The organism is Paenibacillus sp. Dod16, from assembly GCF_049893405.1.
In the GTDB taxonomy this organism is placed as follows: Bacteria; Bacillota; Bacilli; order Paenibacillales; family Paenibacillaceae; genus Paenibacillus_AQ.
On the sequence record NZ_JBNDYG010000001.1, the window covers coordinates 96,488 to 112,879 of the forward strand.

General features: G+C 51.8%; 15 protein-coding genes. 13 read left to right on the top strand and 2 right to left on the bottom strand.

Features of this window, described 5'->3' with window-relative positions; genetic code table 11:
- Positions 1–84: 84 nt before the first annotated feature.
- The 9 genes from ACPV3A_RS00410 (at position 85) to ACPV3A_RS00450 (ending at position 9,747) form a co-directional block, all read left to right on the top strand.
- Complete coding sequence (locus ACPV3A_RS00410) at positions 85–2,067, top strand: methyl-accepting chemotaxis protein (RefSeq protein WP_426197855.1); 1,983 nt, start codon at positions 85–87, stop codon at positions 2,065–2,067.
- 227 nt (positions 2,068–2,294) lie between these two features.
- Positions 2,295–3,110 carry a uroporphyrinogen-III synthase gene (locus ACPV3A_RS00415; RefSeq protein ID WP_220687264.1) on the top strand — a complete coding sequence of 272 codons (816 nt, stop codon included), beginning with the start codon at positions 2,295–2,297 and terminating at the stop codon, positions 3,108–3,110.
- A 110-nt stretch (positions 3,111–3,220) separates the two neighbouring features.
- Complete coding sequence (locus ACPV3A_RS00420; protein WP_071218819.1) at positions 3,221–3,859, top strand: ThuA domain-containing protein; 639 nt, start codon at positions 3,221–3,223, stop codon at positions 3,857–3,859.
- Positions 3,860–3,895: 36 nt separating this feature from the next.
- Complete coding sequence (locus tag ACPV3A_RS00425) at positions 3,896–4,594, top strand: response regulator transcription factor (RefSeq protein WP_194539985.1); 699 nt, start codon at positions 3,896–3,898, stop codon at positions 4,592–4,594.
- On the top strand, positions 4,591–5,943 hold the full coding sequence (locus ACPV3A_RS00430) for a sensor histidine kinase (protein ID WP_426197856.1): 1,353 nt from the start codon (positions 4,591–4,593) through the stop codon (positions 5,941–5,943). Before ACPV3A_RS00425 ends, ACPV3A_RS00430 begins: the two co-directional genes overlap by 4 nt.
- An 88-nt stretch (positions 5,944–6,031) precedes the next feature.
- Positions 6,032–6,694, top strand: coding sequence for a PepSY domain-containing protein (locus ACPV3A_RS00435; RefSeq protein ID WP_426197857.1), 663 nt, complete (start codon positions 6,032–6,034; stop codon positions 6,692–6,694).
- 124 nt (positions 6,695–6,818) lie between these two features.
- Complete coding sequence (locus ACPV3A_RS00440; RefSeq protein ID WP_426197858.1) at positions 6,819–7,481, top strand: PepSY domain-containing protein; 663 nt, start codon at positions 6,819–6,821, stop codon at positions 7,479–7,481.
- Positions 7,482–7,758: 277 nt separating this feature from the next.
- On the top strand, positions 7,759–8,076 hold the full coding sequence (locus ACPV3A_RS00445; RefSeq protein WP_071218823.1) for a phasin family protein: 318 nt from the start codon (positions 7,759–7,761) through the stop codon (positions 8,074–8,076).
- Entirely contained in the window at positions 8,077–9,747 is a 1,671-nt protein-coding gene (locus ACPV3A_RS00450) for an ABC1 kinase family protein (RefSeq protein ID WP_220687269.1), read from the top strand. It begins immediately after the preceding gene.
- On the opposite strand, the gene ACPV3A_RS00455 is transcribed toward ACPV3A_RS00450, so the two are convergent.
- Entirely contained in the window at positions 9,744–10,310 is a 567-nt protein-coding gene (locus ACPV3A_RS00455) for a hypothetical protein (RefSeq protein ID WP_426197859.1), read from the bottom strand. The genes ACPV3A_RS00450 and ACPV3A_RS00455 overlap by 4 nt on opposite strands.
- A gap of 192 nt (positions 10,311–10,502) precedes the next feature.
- Between ACPV3A_RS00455 and ACPV3A_RS00460 the strand changes: the two genes are divergently transcribed.
- From ACPV3A_RS00460 to ACPV3A_RS00470, 3 genes are all read left to right on the top strand, one after another.
- Complete coding sequence (locus tag ACPV3A_RS00460; RefSeq protein ID WP_426197860.1) at positions 10,503–12,197, top strand: DEAD/DEAH box helicase; 1,695 nt, start codon at positions 10,503–10,505, stop codon at positions 12,195–12,197.
- A 94-nt stretch (positions 12,198–12,291) separates the two neighbouring features.
- Positions 12,292–12,642, top strand: a complete 351-nt coding sequence (locus tag ACPV3A_RS00465; RefSeq protein ID WP_071218826.1) for a DUF3243 domain-containing protein — start codon at positions 12,292–12,294, stop codon at positions 12,640–12,642.
- 908 nt (positions 12,643–13,550) lie between these two features.
- Positions 13,551–14,804, top strand: coding sequence for a hypothetical protein (locus ACPV3A_RS00470; RefSeq protein WP_426197861.1), 1,254 nt, complete (start codon positions 13,551–13,553; stop codon positions 14,802–14,804).
- Between the two features lie 24 nt (positions 14,805–14,828).
- Here ACPV3A_RS00470 and ACPV3A_RS00475 read toward each other — a convergent pair whose 3' ends face one another.
- Positions 14,829–15,365 (bottom strand): hypothetical protein, encoded by a 537-nt coding sequence (locus ACPV3A_RS00475; RefSeq protein WP_216534370.1) that lies wholly within the window; start codon positions 15,363–15,365, stop codon positions 14,829–14,831.
- Between the two features lie 288 nt (positions 15,366–15,653).
- Between ACPV3A_RS00475 and ACPV3A_RS00480 the strand changes: the two genes are divergently transcribed.
- Complete coding sequence (locus tag ACPV3A_RS00480; RefSeq protein ID WP_426197862.1) at positions 15,654–16,133, top strand: glutathione peroxidase; 480 nt, start codon at positions 15,654–15,656, stop codon at positions 16,131–16,133.
- The last annotated feature ends 259 nt before the right edge of the window (positions 16,134–16,392 follow it).

Genomic DNA, 16,392 nt, shown 5'->3' on the forward strand with positions numbered 1-16,392 from the left:
GTTCAGGAGATGCCGATAAGTTGAAGGGAGTATTTTTATAGAAGACAGGCGAGATTCACTGCAGTTTAGAAAGGAAAGAAACCCATGAAGAAAAAAAGTGCTAATCGTATTCGAAGAAATCTGATCCTCACATTTCTCTTCGTGCTCCTTGTGCCCAGCTGCGCCATCGGTTTTATCACCTACCGTGACGCCAAGGGAACGATCGAGGATGAAATTCTCCGCAGTGCATCGCTGAGTGTTGATACGGCGAATGAGATTATTAACCACACGCTGCAATCCAAGTTTGATGACCTGAATTATTTAAGCATCACGATGAAGTCCGCGGAAATCGACAAGGAACTTAAAGTGCAAGCAGGTTCAACTATCCATGCACTGAAGCAGTACTTGGGACTTCATCCGGATACGGTAGACGTATTTATCAGTACGGCGCAGGCTGGAATTATCAAGGCATCGAGTGAAAAGCTGCCGCCGGGCTATGACCCTAGACAAACCGGCTGGTACCAGGAGGCAATGAATGCATCGGGCCAACCGATTATTACAGCCCCTTATGCTTCGAATGCAGGCTCACTGATTGTTGTAACGATCGCCCAGATGCTGCCTGACGGCAAAGGCGTCGTGGGCATTGATCTCAACCTCGGCAGCATCCAGAGTCTGGTCGAGGTGCAGGTAGGTAAAGAAGGCTACACGATGGTGCTGGATCAAAACCACAAATATTTGTTTCACCCCGATTATGAAGCAGGGACGGACGCGTTGGCTGAGGAAACCTGGATCTCCAAGATGTATGAGCAGCCGACCGGTCATTTTCACTATGTTCATGACGGCATGGAGAAACAATTGAATTACATAACAAATGAACGAACCGGTTGGAAAATTGCCGGGACCATGTATGTTCAGGAAGTCGACGACGCCGTCAATGGCATCCGCCACACGATGATTGTGGTCATGACCGTGTCACTGCTAACCGCCTTAATTCTGGTGACTTGGAATGTAAGCTCAGTAATCAAGCCGATCCGCCGTATGCGCCAAGCGACCGAGGTCATTAGCGGGGGGGATCTGACGCTTCGCATGAAAGGCTTCAAGCGAGATGAGATTGGAGAATTGGCCGATCACTTCCAGCAGATGGTGGAAAGTCTCAGAGACATGGTTCACGGGGTCAAGGCGATGACGGAGAATGTTTCCGCATCTTCCGAGGAATTGTCCGCAAGCGCCCTGCAAAATACAAGCGCCGTCGAGCATGTCACGTCTTCCATTCAGGAGGTGGCCGCCGGCAGCGAACGCCAGTTGAACGCCGCGGAGGAGATTCTGAAGCGCATCCTTCAAGTATCCAGGCATGCCGATGAGATTGCAGAAGTGTTGGAGAAGGTTACAGATGCCATGAACCAGACGGAGGAATTAGCTCAGGAAGGGAACAAGACGGTGATTACCGCAGCAGCGACGATGCAGGATATCGATCATGCGATGAACGATTTGAATGGGGTTATCCATCAGCTGTCTGAGCGGACCGAGGAGATCGGCGGTATCGCTTCGGCCATTACCGACATTGCCAAGGAGACAAGCCTACTGTCGCTGAATGCCTCGATCGAGGCTGCGAGAGCCGGGGAGCAGGGCAAAGGATTTGCGGTTGTGGCCGCCGAAATCCGTAAGCTTGCGCAAAGGTCGGAAAGCTCAGCGGATTATATATCAGGGCTGATTGCAGGGATACTTGCAGAAATGGAACGAACCATGGAGGTGACGGAAGCCGCCAGGCAGAAGGTGTCGGACGGCGTTGACGCAGCGGATCTGACCGGACGCTCCTTCTCCCGTATCAAAAAGGCCGTGAATACGGTGTCCGGCCAGGTAAGAACCACTTCGAAAGCGGCTAAGGAATTGGCTCAAGATACGGCCTCCACGAAAAAGTCCGTTGAAGATATCCGCGGGGTGTCGGAGCAAACGTCCAGCCAGACTCAGACGATATCGGCTGCCTCTGAGGAACAGCTTGCTTCCATGGAAGAGGTGAGCGCGTCTGCTGCAGATTTAAGCCGGTTAGCCGAAGAACTGCAGGAGATGGTGAAACGCTTCAAGATTTAAGAGTTTCCGGGGCGTGCAGTATGTCTCGAATATTTCATGTTGAAGCAGCAAGGGAACTTATATTCCTTTGCTGCTTTTTGGTTTGTGGCAGGAAAGGGGGGCTTTTTGAAGAATAAGACCAAAGTGACTTTATCTATAGGAGCAGGGCCTTTATACTGGAGTCAACTGCTAGAAGCGTAAGATTAACGGATCTACAAGCTAGAAATGATGAGAGTGGGGCATATAACATGGCACAGCATATGAAAGATCGGATCGTCGCTTTGGCTGGTCCGCGCAAGGCGGCAGACATGGCTAAGCTGGTGGAGAAGATGGGAGGAACCGCGCTGCTTCGTCCGGCCCAGGGAACCGTATTTTTGGATGATGAAGTATTGCGTCGTTCGATCGAAGCTTGGCTCAAAGCGCCTGCACCGTGGGCGATATTTACGACGGGAATCGGCCTGGAGGCCATATATGATACGGCCGAACAGATGGGCCTTTTAGATACATTGAATGAAACGCTGCAGCGCACCTCGATTGCGGCAAGAGGGTACAAAACGGCAAATGCGCTGAAAAAACGCGGGCTGGCGCCGGTCGTCCGAGATGATGATGGCAGTACGTCGGGGCTGATCCGGTCACTTGCGCCGCATGACTTGTCGGGCAAACGCGTCATTCTGCAGCTGCACGGCGAATCTGCCCCTAAGCTGGTGGAGTGGCTGGAGAGTCGCGGGGCGGTAGTAGAGCAGATCCTGCCGTATAAGCACATTCCGCCGCTGGAGGAGGATGTTTCGCAGCTCGTGGACGAAATTGTGGGCGGCAAGGTTGATGCGGTTGCTTTTACAAGCGCGCCCCAGTTCCGTTTTCTTGCGGATTATGCACGTGCCCACGGCAAGCTGGAGGCTGTGCTTGAGGCATTCCGCGGACCGGTCCTGGCCGCCGCTGTCGGCAAGGTTACGGCACAGGGACTCCGCGAAGAAGGCATTGAACGCATGGTGGTTCCCGAGGAAGAGCGAATGGGCAGCATGATGGTGGCGCTTGGCCGCTACTTTGCTCAAAACCAAGAATAATGTCATGATATAACGTAATAAAGTTGGGGAGATTTCATTCCATGCCAGCTTCTTCATGCATGTTCATAAGGATCATGTGAAATATTGAGTAGTAAATAGGAGGATGACCGATGGATAAGAGAAAAGCATTGCTGCTTGGCAGCTACACCCACCCGAAGTTTCATCCGCTGCAAGGCATCGACAAACAAGTGACGCACCTGCTGAACGACATGTTCACCGTGCAGTGCACGGAAAATCATAAAATGCTGCATGAAAGCAATCTCTACCCTTACGAGCTCTGCATCGCCTACAGCGACCTATGGGATGAGCGCGTCTCGCCTCGCCAGACCGCAGGCCTGTTGTCTTACGTAAGCGGCGGCGGCGGCTTGCTCGTGATTCATAACGGCGTTACGCTGGCCAATCGTTATGAGCTTGCGCAGCTGATCGGCGCCCGTTTTGACGGACACCCGCCCATGGAGAAGCTGTATTTCGTTCCAGGGGAGACCGATCACGATATTACGGAAGGCGTTGAGCCTTTTGTGCTCGATGAGGAGCCTTACCGTTTCATATTCAGTCCGTTTACGGAAAAAACCGTGCTGCTGCATTATGAATATGAAGGGAAGCAGTGGCCTGCCGCCTGGTGCCATACGTATGGCATCGGACGCGTGGTTTTCTTGATGCCGGGCCACCACGAGCCGTCATTTCTTCAGCCTCAGCTGCGTTTGATGATTACGCAAGCGGCCAAGTGGGCTGCACGCGTTCCGGGTTAAGAAGCCATTTCGATAGGATCGGTAGGAGGGACGCGCTTGAGCGGGAAGATATTAATTGTTGAGGATGAAGCGAAAATATCCCGATTGCTTGAAATCGAGCTGGAGAGTGAAGGATATCAGGTGACCAAGGCAGACAACGGGCTGGATGCGCTGGAGGCATACCGCAGTCAGGACGTGGATTTAATTCTGCTGGATGTCATGCTCCCCGGGATGAGCGGAATTGAGCTGCTGCGGCGCATCCGTGCCCATGACTCCCACACAGCCGTGCTGCTGCTGACAGCCAAAAGCTCCGTTGAGGATAAAGTATCGGGGCTTGATCTAGGAGCCAATGATTATATAACGAAGCCGTTTCAGATCGAAGAGCTGCTGGCGCGGATTCGTGCTGCGCTGCGGCTTCAGGGTAAGCAGGATCCGGAAGAGCAGGCGGCAGGAGAGTGGCTTACGGCAGCGGATTTGAAATTGAACGAAGGCACGCGGGAAGTCATTCGCGATGGCAGAAGGATCGATCTGACGCCGCGTGAATTTGACTTGCTCGTCTATTTACTGAAGAACAAACGGCAGGTGCTGAACCGCGAGCAGATACTCGCTGCCGTATGGGGATACGATTATTACGGCGACACCAACGTCGTCGATGTATATATACGATACGTCCGCAAAAAAATCGATCATGATAGCGCATATGAGCTCATTCACACCGTCCGCGGCGTCGGCTACGTGCTCAAAGAGACCCCATGAAGCTGAGCAGTAAAATCCACCTCTATTCGTCGGTGCTGATGGCGGCCATTCTGATAGTCATGAACTTATCCGTGTACTATGTGTTTAGCAAAATGACGGTGGACAGCCAGCTGGAGCAAGCGGAAGCGGAGGACTCCAGAATCTCGCGGGAAATGGCCAAAGCCGCGGATAGTATCCCGACGAGCGATCTTCTACGAAGCTATGTCCCTCTGGACGGGAAAATTCAATTGCTCGGGCCGGATGAAAGCTATCCGTCCACTTCAGTGACTTCCTCCGGTGAGGATATGGATGAGCTTAAGCTGCCGTACGATACGCAGAAGCAGGTGAAGGTCGTCGAGTATGATAATATCCGGTATACGATGGTTTCCCTGCCTATCATTTGGAGAGACGGGATCGTGGTTAATATACAGGTGGCCCGCAGTCTTGCCGCTACGATGGAGACGCTCCAAGTGCTGCGAATCGTACTGGTTGCCGTAACCGCGATTGCCTTGGTTCCGGTCATCCTTTCGACGCGGATACTGGGACGTTTGATCGTCCAGCCGATTACGGCTTTGATCCGTACGATGCGGGAGATCCGGCAAAGCGGGCGGTTCCGGCGAATCGAGCTGAAGGAGAAATCCAAGGATGAATTGGTGGAGATGGGGGCTGCGTTCAACGACATGATAACGCTGCTGGAGAGCAATCATGCGAGGCAGGAGCAATTCGTGTCCAACGCTTCCCATGAGTTAAAGACGCCCCTTACCATCATCGAGAGCTACGCAAGTTTGTTAAAGCGGCGAGGTCTGGACCGGCCGGAGCTGTTCATGGAGTCCGTGGAAGCGATCCATTCGGAAGCGATCCGGATGAAGGAGATGACGGAGCAGCTGCTGCTGCTTGCCCGCAATCAGGATCAGTGGCAGGTCGAGATGGAGCAGGTGGATCTCGTGGCATTATCGGAGTCTTCCGCGCGTGCCTTCCGCGATGCCTATAACCGCACGGTGGAGGTTGAAACCGATGGCGAGGTTCTCGGCTGGACGGACGGCCGCAGGCTCAAACAGCTCTTGTTCATTCTGCTGGATAATGCGCGCAAGTACAGTGACGAACATATTGTCATTCAGGTTGGCAGGAAGCCATCGGAGGTTTATATTCGGGTCATCGACCGCGGAATCGGCATTGCCAAGGAGGAGCTGGAGCATGTGTTCGACCGTTTCTACCGGGTGGACGAGGCTCGTACCCGCCGGGGCGGGGGGGCTGGTCTTGGTCTGTCCTTGGCTAAGGATATCGCTGAGGCCATCTCGGCTTCGATCGAGCTGGATAGCCTGCSGGGTGTCGGTACAACCGCCACAATCCGGCTGCAAGAATCGAAATAAAAGGCCAAAAACATTCCTTTTTCTCATCGTATTCTAACCATGCTGCGCTATACTGACGGTAAAGACAGATTGTATCCGAGGTGATTCGATGCGTAAAAAAGTCAGTCTGCTGCTGGGTATCGTGATGCTGGTAGCGGTTATGATTATTGTGAATGCGGTATGGAGTCCTTTTAGCCGTTCTACTTCCGCTATGTCAATGGATGAAGTGGTGGAGGAGGTGCTCTCCCAATATCCTGGCGGCGAAATAACGAAGACCGCGCTGGACGGCGGGGTGTATCGATTAGAACTTCAGTCGGCTACCGGAACATATGAGATGACGGTGGATGCTCGTCAAGGTGATATCGTGTCCATAGAGCAGCGGGATAAGACCGCTGTGAAGCCAGATCCTGAACCGGGTGGGCCAAGGGAGCCGGATCAGCCAACGGAACCGGATTCAGACAATCCTCCTTCCGAGCCAGCGGATAACGGTGGCAAGGGAGCAGCGGAGGGAGCTGGGGACGGGGAAAGTGGAAATGGAAGCGGCACTTCGGAACCACCTGCAACGATGATTACCAAAGAATACGCGATCAAGCTTTCTTTAGAGAAGGTACCGGGAACGGTGGAAGATGTGGAATATCGCGAGAGTAAGAGCAGCCGTTACTATCTGGTGGAGATTGAGAGAGCGGACGGGCGCGAAGCGACCATTCAAGTCCATGCCATTACCGGTAAGATCATGACAGTGACTTGGGATGATGAGGACGACGATGAATAAATGAGAGGTCTTGTCCGCGTTTTCTCATCGTTTTCTAATCTTTCTCTCCGAAAGCTCTCATGTTGAGAGGGTATATTGGGTTTGTAGAGATCAACAGGAGAGAATAATGAGGAGGCGTAAGAAGATGAAGAAGAAAATATGGTGGGCAGGCGCACTGTCCGTAGCTATCGCGGCAAGTGGAGTATACGGTTATAACGCTGTACAGGCGGCAGGATCAGGACAGACGACTGCAGCGGGAACACAGGCAGCAGCGAAGCAACAGCAGCAGCTGATCGGAATGGAAAAAGCGGAACAATTGGCACTGGCTGCTGCCAGCGGCAAAGTGGAGAGCATTGATATAGACCGGAAAAAGGGCAAGCTGGTATACGATGTGGAGATCCAGCAGAATAACCGGGACGTGGATGTATGGATTGATGCTTATAACGGCAAATCCCTTGGTGTAAGAGTGGACCGGGATGACGATGATGATGATCGTGATAACCTTCCAGGCAATCTGATCGGTGCCGGCAAGGCATCCGCTATCGCTGTTAAACACGCTAAGGGCGGTACGGCTGTAGAAGTGGATCTGGACCAAGATGACGGCAGATGGGTGTATGACGTCGAAGTGAAGACAGCAAACGGATCATCTGACGTAGAAGTCCATGCGATCAGCGGTAAAGTGATCAAGGCAGAGTATGAGAAATACGACGACCATGATGACGACGATGACGACCACGATGATGACTATGATGACCATCACGATGGGGATCATGATGATCGCGATGATCATGACGGGGATGACGACTAAGCCATTTCTTCAACTGCATGAGATGACACCAAAAGCGAACAAGCGGGATCATTTATTTTCCCGCCTGTTCGCTTTTTTTATTGTATTTTACATAATAAGCATGGCTGGAATGCAATTTCTTGTTATCCGATTCCGGATTCCCCTCATATTTCATGTGAAATCAGGGGAAATTGATAAGGCAGCTTCTCTATACTTAAGAAAGCAAGTCCAAGGATAGATGTTTTTACCAGCGTTAAAGGTTATAATGGAACCAGACAACGACCGGGAGGGATATACCGTGAGTGATCTTTTTAAGAAAGCCATCTCGTTAGGATTGGGCCTTACCGTGGTCAGCAAGGAAAAAGTAGAGAAAATCGTGGATGATCTGGTCAAACGCGGGGAGCTTGCTCCTGCGGAGTCCAAAGCGCTTGTGAACCGTCTCGTTGAACGCGGCGAAGAGGAGCAATCGCAGATCAAGAACTATATTTATGAACAGGTGCAGCGTGTATTGTCCGATCTGGATGTTCCCAAAGAGAGTGATGTCGCCAGCCTGGAACAGCGCATTGCTACTCTGGAGAAGAAGGTTGTAGAACTGGAAGGATCGCGGCAGGAATAGATGGCGGTCCGAATTCGACATGCCGGACGTTACCGGGAAATCGCCATGGCGCTCATGCGTCATGGCTTTGGCTATATGGTGGAGGAGATGGGACTGTTTCATGTTCTGTCGCTGCCTGTCCGCTGGAGTTCCAGGGAACAGCCGGAGACGATTACGCTCGGGGAACGCATTCGGCGAGTGCTTGAGGATCTTGGCCCCGCCTTTGTGAAGCTCGGACAGTTGGCGAGTACAAGATCGGACCTGCTGCCTGACCATATTATCCAGGAATTGGTGAAGCTGCAGGAACGGGTGCCTCCATTTTCTTCTACGAGCGCAAGGGAGCTGATTGAGCAAGAGTGGGGTATGCCGATCGATGAAGTGTTGAGTGAGTTTGAAGACAAACCGCTGGCAGCCGCCTCGATTGGGCAGGTCCATGCCGGGAAGCTGAAATCCGGAGAGCATGTAGCGATCAAGGTTCAGCGGCCCGGGGTAGCCCGAATGATCGGTCGTGACTTGGAAATATTGCGGGATTTAATCTCGATTGCCGAGCGCCACTGGGAATGGGTGAAGCAGTACCGTGTGGACCGGATCGTTGACGAATTTGCCAGAGCGATGATGGCCGAGCTGGATTACAGCCATGAAGCCCGAAACGCAGAGAAGATAGCCTCCCAGATGCCGGATCATGAATTTATCCGCATTCCGCGGATTTATTGGGAGTACACGTCATCTAAAGTTCTGATGATGGAGTATGTCGATGGCCTCACCTTAAGCCGGAGGCAGGAGATCGTGGACAAGGGACATGATCTGAAGGCGATCGCTGAACATTTGATCGATGGCATGCTGCAGCAGATTTTTATTGAGGGATTTTTTCATGCCGACCCTCATCCGGGGAATTTACTTGTCAGAGAGGACGGCAAGCTGGTCTTTCTGGATTTTGGGCTGGTGGGTCACCTCAGCGAAGATATGAAGGACCATCTGTCCGGACTCATTATTGCCTTGATGCGGCGGAATTCGGAAGGGATGATCCGGGCGATTTCCAGAATGGGTTTGATTCCGGACGACTGCGACATGGATGCGCTCCGGTCAGACATGGACCGGCTGCGGGGAGAGTATTATGATGTGCCTTTCGCTCAAGTGCGTATCGGTAAGGCATTGACGGATCTGTTTGCCGTTGCCCAGCGGCACCGGATTATGCTGCCACCGGATATGACGCTGCTTGGCAAATCATTGCTGACGCTCGAAGGGGTCATCGAGATGCTGGACCCGAGTCTGAGTATTATCGATATGGCGGAGCCTTTTGGCCGAAAGCTGTTGAAGAAGCGGTATAATACCCGCCGGATCAGCAGGAAGGTGCTGGACGGGGTAAGCGGACTTGCCGAGAGCCTGCTTGATCTGCCCGGACAGGCCAGGCAGCTGTCGGCCCTGATCAGCAAGGGGAAACTGCGGGTGGAGATCAGTGTTCCCGAACTGCAAACGCTGATGCGCAAGCTGGATCAGATCAGTAACCGGCTCTCCTTCAGCATTGTGCTTCTGGCCTTCAGCATCATCATGGTTGGTCTGATTATCGGTTCGTCACTCAGTCGAGAGCCGATGATGCTGTGGAGTTTCCCCGTGATTGAAGTTGGATTCATTGTAGCCTTGCTCATGGTTGCATGGCTGCTATATGCCATTTTCAAATCCGGCAGGTTCTAGGTAGATTCGGCTCTTGCCCGTTTGCGCTGCTGCACCCAAGTCTGGACTCCGATGAGGATCCATTCTATGAGGTGAAAGAATAGGGCAATGAGAAGCGCTTGCAGCCAGCCGCCGACAGGAATGCCGGGCACGATCAGAGAGGCTATGTACAGCAGAACCGTGTCGGTCACAACGGTAACCGCCTGTTTGATATAGATGGAGCTATCCTTGCGAAGCAGCAGTCTTAGCAGGGTGATCACCAAAGGATGAAGGATGCCTTCGAAGATCAGGAACCCGATCAGGATGGTGAGCGAGAAGCCGAGCCATACGCCTTGACCGCCGTAAGCCAGGATTTCACCTGATCCGGATGGATCTGATATGGGGAACCACCGGGCATATAACATCGCAAAGAGTTCTAACGGTATAATAATAAAGGCCGACAACAGCGGGATAAGCCACAGCTTCTTTCGTAAGGGTACGGTAGGCTCCCCGTCGCGTCTTGAAATATAATTCATCATCAGATTGATAAGGCCGAACAGAATCATCAGGATGAGTGCTGACAGAATGATCTGTATGGTATGCATATCGGGGACACCTCCTTAGCTGGTGTAAACTGGATTTCTATATCATAGACATTACCAAAGTCAGGGTCTTTTGTCAGTTGAAAAGAAATACAACGACAACGTTCGTTTTTCTTAGAACGAATTCGATCGACATTTTGTCGGACTTATATGTAAGTATGTTTGTTTGCTAAATCCAATCGATTTGACGCAACGATGCTAAATAATTTAAATGAGGTGGAACGTTTGCCGAACTTTCAACAGCTGGGCATTGACGAACAAAGAGTACGGAAACTGAAGGAGCAGGGGATTGCGGTGCCGACTCCGGTACAGCAAGAGAGTATCCCGCTGCTGCTGCAAGGAAAGGACGTTATCGCCCGGGCAAAGACCGGCACAGGTAAAACGCTGGCTTTCATGCTGCCGATTCTGCAGCAACTCGATCCTAAGCGGGCGTACCCGCAGGCGCTCATTATTGCGCCGACACGGGAATTGGCATTGCAGATTACGGAAGAAGCCAAGAAGCTGACGGCCGGCGAGCCGGACGGGATCAAAATTCTGGCGGTCTATGGCGGTCAGGACGTGGAGAAACAGCTGCGCAAGCTCGAAGGCGGCCGACATTTGATCATCGGAACACCGGGCCGGTTGCTGGACCATTTACGCCGGGGCACGCTTGAGCTGGGCGGCGTGAAACAGCTGGTACTGGACGAAGCCGACCAGATGCTGCACATGGGCTTTCTGGATGAGGTGGAGGCACTGATGCACGCGCTTCCGTATCGGCGCCAGACGATGCTCTTCTCGGCCACGATGCCTGCCGGCGTGAAGCAGCTTGCCGGCAACTATATGAAAGACCCCGTCGATATTGTCATTAAGGGGGCTTCCCCGATTCCGCTGGAGCAGATCCAGCAGGTTGTGGTCGAGTGTACAGACCGTTCCAAGCAGGATGCCCTGCGTGCGATGATTGAGGAGCATAACCCTTTTCTCGCGATTATCTTCTGCCGGACAAAGCGCAGAGCAACAACATTGAATGAGGCGCTGCTGGCTCATGGGTATCAATCGGACGAGCTGCACGGCGACCTGTCCCAAGCGAAGCGGGAAGCGGTCATGAAGCGATTCCGGGAAGCCAAGCTGCAGCTGCTGGTGGCAACGGACGTTGCTGCAAGAGGGCTTGACGTCGAGGGCGTGACGCATGTCTTTAACTACGATATGCCTCATGATGTTGAAAGTTACATCCATCGTATCGGACGAACCGGACGGGCCGGTGGGAACGGGATGGCTATCACGTTTGCTGCCGGTAAGGATCTTAATGATCTACAGCGCATCGAGGAAGGAATTTCCCTGCGCTTGAAGCGAGTCCGCTATGATTCCAGTGCTGGAGGCCTTCGGGAAAGCACCGGCGGCTCAGGCAGGGATACAGGCAGAGCAGGAAAAGCTAGAAATATCTCTTCACTTGAATCCGATCAAGAACGCGGCCAAGGCAGAAGCCGGGCGGATCGCGGTACGGGTTCCGGGCGGAGCCGCGGCAGCGAGCAGAGCAGAGGAAGGGCCGGATCGTCACGCAGGGATGAGCGTGGATCCGGACGGGCAGGAAACCGTGACGGCCGTGCAGGCGAGGGACGCGGACAATCTGCGGCTGGAGGTCGCAGCAGCGGTAGTCGTGACGGCGGGCGTGCAGGCGAAGGCCGCGGACCATTGTCGGCTGGTGGCCGCAGCAGTGGAAGTCGTGACGGCGGACGTCCAGGCGAAGGCCGTGCATCACAGGCCGGAACACGCGGCGGCAGCAGCCGTGGACCGTCCAGAACCGAGGGGCGTGGAAATCAAGGCGGTCGCGGCGGACAGGGCGGTACCCGATCCTCTGAAGGCCGTGCTGCAAGAGGCCAGAGTGGTGGCCGGCGCGGTGGACGCGGCCGTTAGAAGTTCCAGAAAATTTCAGGAAGCATCTGTTTCAATCCGGAAGATCCCGTTTAAGTAGAGAGCGTTACCCAGTCAATGACAAGGAGGCGTTACCATGTCTGAACATAATCATGTAGTGAACAAGCAAGGTGAGCTGGATGTGAGTAAGGTCAGTGACGCAATGGACCGGATTGATGATGGGGAGAAGGAGAGAATCCTGGCCGATTTTGATGCCTTCCAATCCTATTTGAACAAGCGAATTCAGCTTGCCGAGAGCATTGGGTTGAATGAAGAGCAGTTGGCGCAGGCAGCAGAAAAGGTGGCTGGTTATCTGGCTGCAAACGAGGAGCCCCGTAACTCCGAAGAGAAGCTTCTTCAGGAGTTATGGAAGGTCGGAACCCAAGCGGAGCAGCATCAGCTGGCTCATCTGCTTGTGAAGCTGGCTCAGAAACGAACGGCCCAATAAGGCAAAGCGTGAAATGGAAATCCTTCCCGGCTGACTTGCCGCGGAAGGATTTTTGGGTTCAAGAGTAGTAATTAACATACTTATAAGGATGTAAGGATGTAAGGATGTAAGGATGTAAGGATGTAAGGATGTAAGGATGTAGGGATGTAGGGGTGGATATTAATTTCTATACATAATATGCATGCAAGCTAGACGTGCTGGTCCGCCGCCGCTTTGGTATCATATCGAGGTGCGGTGCAACGATATGGTATCTAAGTCCAACGATATGGTATCTAGGGCAACGTTATGGTATCTAGGTGCAATGATGTGGTATTGGGTGCGACGTATCTAGGTAGGTGCAATGAAATGGTATCTAGGTGCAATGATATGGTATCTAAGTGCAATGATATGGTATCTAGGTGCAATGATATGGTATCCAGGTGAAACGATGTGGTATCTTGGTGCAATGAAATGGTACTCAGGTGCAACGAAATCGCTATGACGATGACCAGAACCCCACTGAACGCCGAGGTAACGGACATCAGATACGTTATTTTCCTGTAATGAGGTCCATTTATCGTTCTACCGGACACCAGAGCCGTTATTTGGCCTGAAAACAGCCAAAATATCGTCTTTCCAGATGAATAACGGATCTCCTGTCCGTTCGATTCGCTTAAAACCCCATTTTTTGCGAAATAAGGTCTCCTGAGTCCGTTAGGTTAGACTGCGAGTGAACGCGGGAAGCTGATTCATCGCTCGGCAAGACTTGCAATTACAGCTCTTTTGTCGCACTGCCGGACGCACGCTCTACCGTTGGCCTAACATACTATTTGGTACATCCTGAGAACTGCTCCATCTTGATCTCCAATGTCCTCGTTACATGTGAGCCATAGAAACAAATGAAAGAATAGTAGGAGGGAGTTGCCTGAATGTCTCTGGTGATTCATGAGCAGAGAAAGCCCAAAATGCAGCCTTTTTATTGGGTGATTACATTTGAAATGCACGTGCTGGGAATACTGCTTGGCCTGGCGCTGACACTGGGTCCCTTGATGCTGCTGTACCTCTGGGCCAATGTCTGGACCTGGATGAGTCTGGTTGCCATACCCGCCGGTATCTTCATGATGATTCGTCTGTCCAGAAGCCTGAAAGGGCATATCTGGAACAATACGCATCTGGACGAGTATTTGTTATACGAAGATTTTATTGAATATGAGAGATGGGACCCGGAAACAAAAGACTCCCTGAAGGGGAGCCTTAGGATCGGTGACATCAAGGAAATATACTATGGGCGATACATCTTTCAATTCAGTTATGCTTATAAGAAGAGCAAAATGACCGAATCCGTGCCTATGGCGGAATTAATGCCGATTATGTATCTGGTTGCGGGAGAAGGGCAGACGGAACGGGCGGTGGCCATTCCTTTCACGGATCCGATGGAGGCCAACCGGTGGCTGGAGGTTATCGGCAGAAGGGACATTCCTTTATATCTGTCTTCTATCATCATTCATGATCTTGGGGATGAATCGGTTGCGTCTTTGCTTCGCGAGGACGAGGATTTAGAGCGTGCCGAATTTGATGGCAATATGGAGCGGCAATTCCGGCCTTACCTGGATCGTCTGGTACAGGAAAATGAGGAGGAAGACCGGGAATTGACGGAAGAGGAGCTTAATCAGCTGGAATACGAGATGAAACTCCTCGAGTACGAAGAGGCGCTGCAAAAGCGAAGATCGGCTTTCCGTGGAACCGGTTTGCTGGCTTGGCTGATTTTTCCGGTTCAGTTCGCTATCGGTTATTGGCTGACGCGCCAGGCAGAGCTGGGTAACGCGGACCCGGAACAGCCGTTAGTTCCCATTTTACTTGTTGCAATCTCCGCGATCCTGTTCTTCTTCCTGGTGAAATGGATGCGCTGGCTCCAGATCATCATGTTCTCGTTGATTACCTTTATATCGTTTATGTTTTTGGATTTTTCCGAGATCGAAACGGATCCCTCGTACCAAATGTCCAGCATACTCCTTGCTATAGCGATGCTGTCACTGCCTGTGGTCGGTCTCTTCTATCTGGGCATCCGGCATGTGCGCAAAGGTCGGGATGCGAAGAATCTGCCGCCGATGCCGGGGGCGTATCAGCGTCTTCCTGAAAACGATAAGCCGGGGATCCAGCCCGGAGACCATCTGTCAACTTAATACGAAAACGAGAAAACGCACCCTTCACATTTGGGGGTGCGTTTCGTATCGGTATCTGTAGGTTTCCATAGGCTGGCTGGTAAAGGCGGTGTCGAGCTTTTTCTTCTCGCCGGGGGCCAGGGTTACGTTCTTGTACATCTCGGTGAAGACTTCATCATCGTTCTTATCGTACACGAAAAGGGTGATGTGACCATGAAATGTTTGGCTCTCATGGTAGTTGCCGGCATAGATCTCAATGTCCGCATCATCCTCGTTTTTATAGGCCCCAGCATGGACCACGATGTAGTCTTCAAAGCTTTGGAGCTCGGAGCCCGCCTTCTTGTCCTCAAAATTCTGATCCAAATCGGTCAGCATCGTTTCTTCTTTGTAAAGCGATTCCTGGGTGATAAGACCAATGGGGATCGTCAGTATAAAATAGAAGGCCAGCGTCGATAACCCTGTGCTGCGAAGCACGGTCTTTCGGTCATACCCCCCTTTGATTAAGCCGATGAAGGCAATCAGTGCCAGCACAATGACAATGAGATGCCATGGGGATATAAACATTTCGGGATACAGTTTCATTTCTTTTCCTCACTTACAATTGTTGAAATACGGAATATTGCAATATGTCTCCAAACCTTAAATCATTACCCTGCTAACTTGCTGATTAAACAGCTGTTATTAGCCTATGTAAATTTTGTTTGAAGAGGTTATACATTCATCATAATGGATTTCCGGGCTGCGGGGTAGAGGCGTTGGGCTAAAATTTGGTTTAAGACGATTTATTCGATATGATGGAAGGAGATTGGCTAGGCTGTAGAGCTTGGAAGCATGCCATCCATTCAAAACAAAGCCGGGAGGGATTCGAAGATGTCAGTTTACGAATATCATGCAACAAATACCAAGGGTCAGGAAGTCTCGCTCGATCAGTATGCGGGCAAGGTTCTGATTATTGCAAATACGGCAAGCCAGTGCGGACTTACGCCGCAATATGGAGAGCTTCAGCAGCTGTATGACCAGTATAGCCAGCAAGGACTGCAGGTTCTTGGTTTCCCGTGCAATCAGTTTGGCGGACAGGAGCCGGGTACAAGTGAAGATGCCGAATCATTCTGTCAATTGAATTATGGCGTGAATTTCCCAATCTTTGCGAAGATTGACGTGAACGGGGAAGAAACGCATCCGTTATTTCAATATTTAAAATCCGAGCAGCCAGGACCGAACGAAGGCGGAGAGATCGCTTGGAATTTCACAAAGTTTCTGGTAGACCGCGAGGGCAAGGTGGTTCAGCGATTCGAACCGCGAGATACGCCGGAATCGATGAAGGGCGCCATTGAATCTCTGCTTGGCTAGTGGCAGAAAGTAACGAATACATCAACAGGGCTGTTTTCTTCGGGGATATTCCTCTGGGGAGAACAGTCTTTTTTTATTTTTCATGGCACATTCCGTTAGACTAGTCGAAGCAAGATCCTCCAAGGCAGAACTTATAGGTTAGGGTGAACGCTTGAATTTCATGAGGCTGGATTCTTATAGCTTACCCTGATACGGAACCTGTATTCTTGATCTAATCTTGAGTATTAGCGATGAGAACATCATGACTTTAGGTCAACAT

Excerpts from the sequence above, each read along its gene's own strand:
- ACPV3A_RS00475 (WP_216534370.1), bottom strand. The coding sequence starts at position 15,365 with ATGAAACTGTATCCCGAAATGTTTATATCCCCATGGCATCTCATTGTC.
- ACPV3A_RS00435 (WP_426197857.1), top strand. The coding sequence starts at position 6,032 with ATGCGTAAAAAAGTCAGTCTGCTGCTGGGTATCGTGATGCTGGTAGCG.
- ACPV3A_RS00480 (WP_426197862.1), top strand. The coding sequence starts at position 15,654 with ATGTCAGTTTACGAATATCATGCAACAAATACCAAGGGTCAGGAAGTC.
- ACPV3A_RS00450 (WP_220687269.1), top strand. The coding sequence starts at position 8,077 with ATGGCGGTCCGAATTCGACATGCCGGACGTTACCGGGAAATCGCCATG.
- ACPV3A_RS00440 (WP_426197858.1), top strand. The coding sequence starts at position 6,819 with ATGAAGAAGAAAATATGGTGGGCAGGCGCACTGTCCGTAGCTATCGCG.
- ACPV3A_RS00410 (WP_426197855.1), top strand. The coding sequence starts at position 85 with ATGAAGAAAAAAAGTGCTAATCGTATTCGAAGAAATCTGATCCTCACA.
- ACPV3A_RS00470 (WP_426197861.1), top strand. The coding sequence starts at position 13,551 with ATGTCTCTGGTGATTCATGAGCAGAGAAAGCCCAAAATGCAGCCTTTT.
- ACPV3A_RS00455 (WP_426197859.1), bottom strand. The coding sequence starts at position 10,310 with ATGCATACCATACAGATCATTCTGTCAGCACTCATCCTGATGATTCTG.
- ACPV3A_RS00460 (WP_426197860.1), top strand. The coding sequence starts at position 10,503 with ATGCTAAATAATTTAAATGAGGTGGAACGTTTGCCGAACTTTCAACAG.
- ACPV3A_RS00465 (WP_071218826.1), top strand. The coding sequence starts at position 12,292 with ATGTCTGAACATAATCATGTAGTGAACAAGCAAGGTGAGCTGGATGTG.
- ACPV3A_RS00420 (WP_071218819.1), top strand. The coding sequence starts at position 3,221 with ATGGATAAGAGAAAAGCATTGCTGCTTGGCAGCTACACCCACCCGAAG.
- ACPV3A_RS00415 (WP_220687264.1), top strand. The coding sequence starts at position 2,295 with ATGGCACAGCATATGAAAGATCGGATCGTCGCTTTGGCTGGTCCGCGC.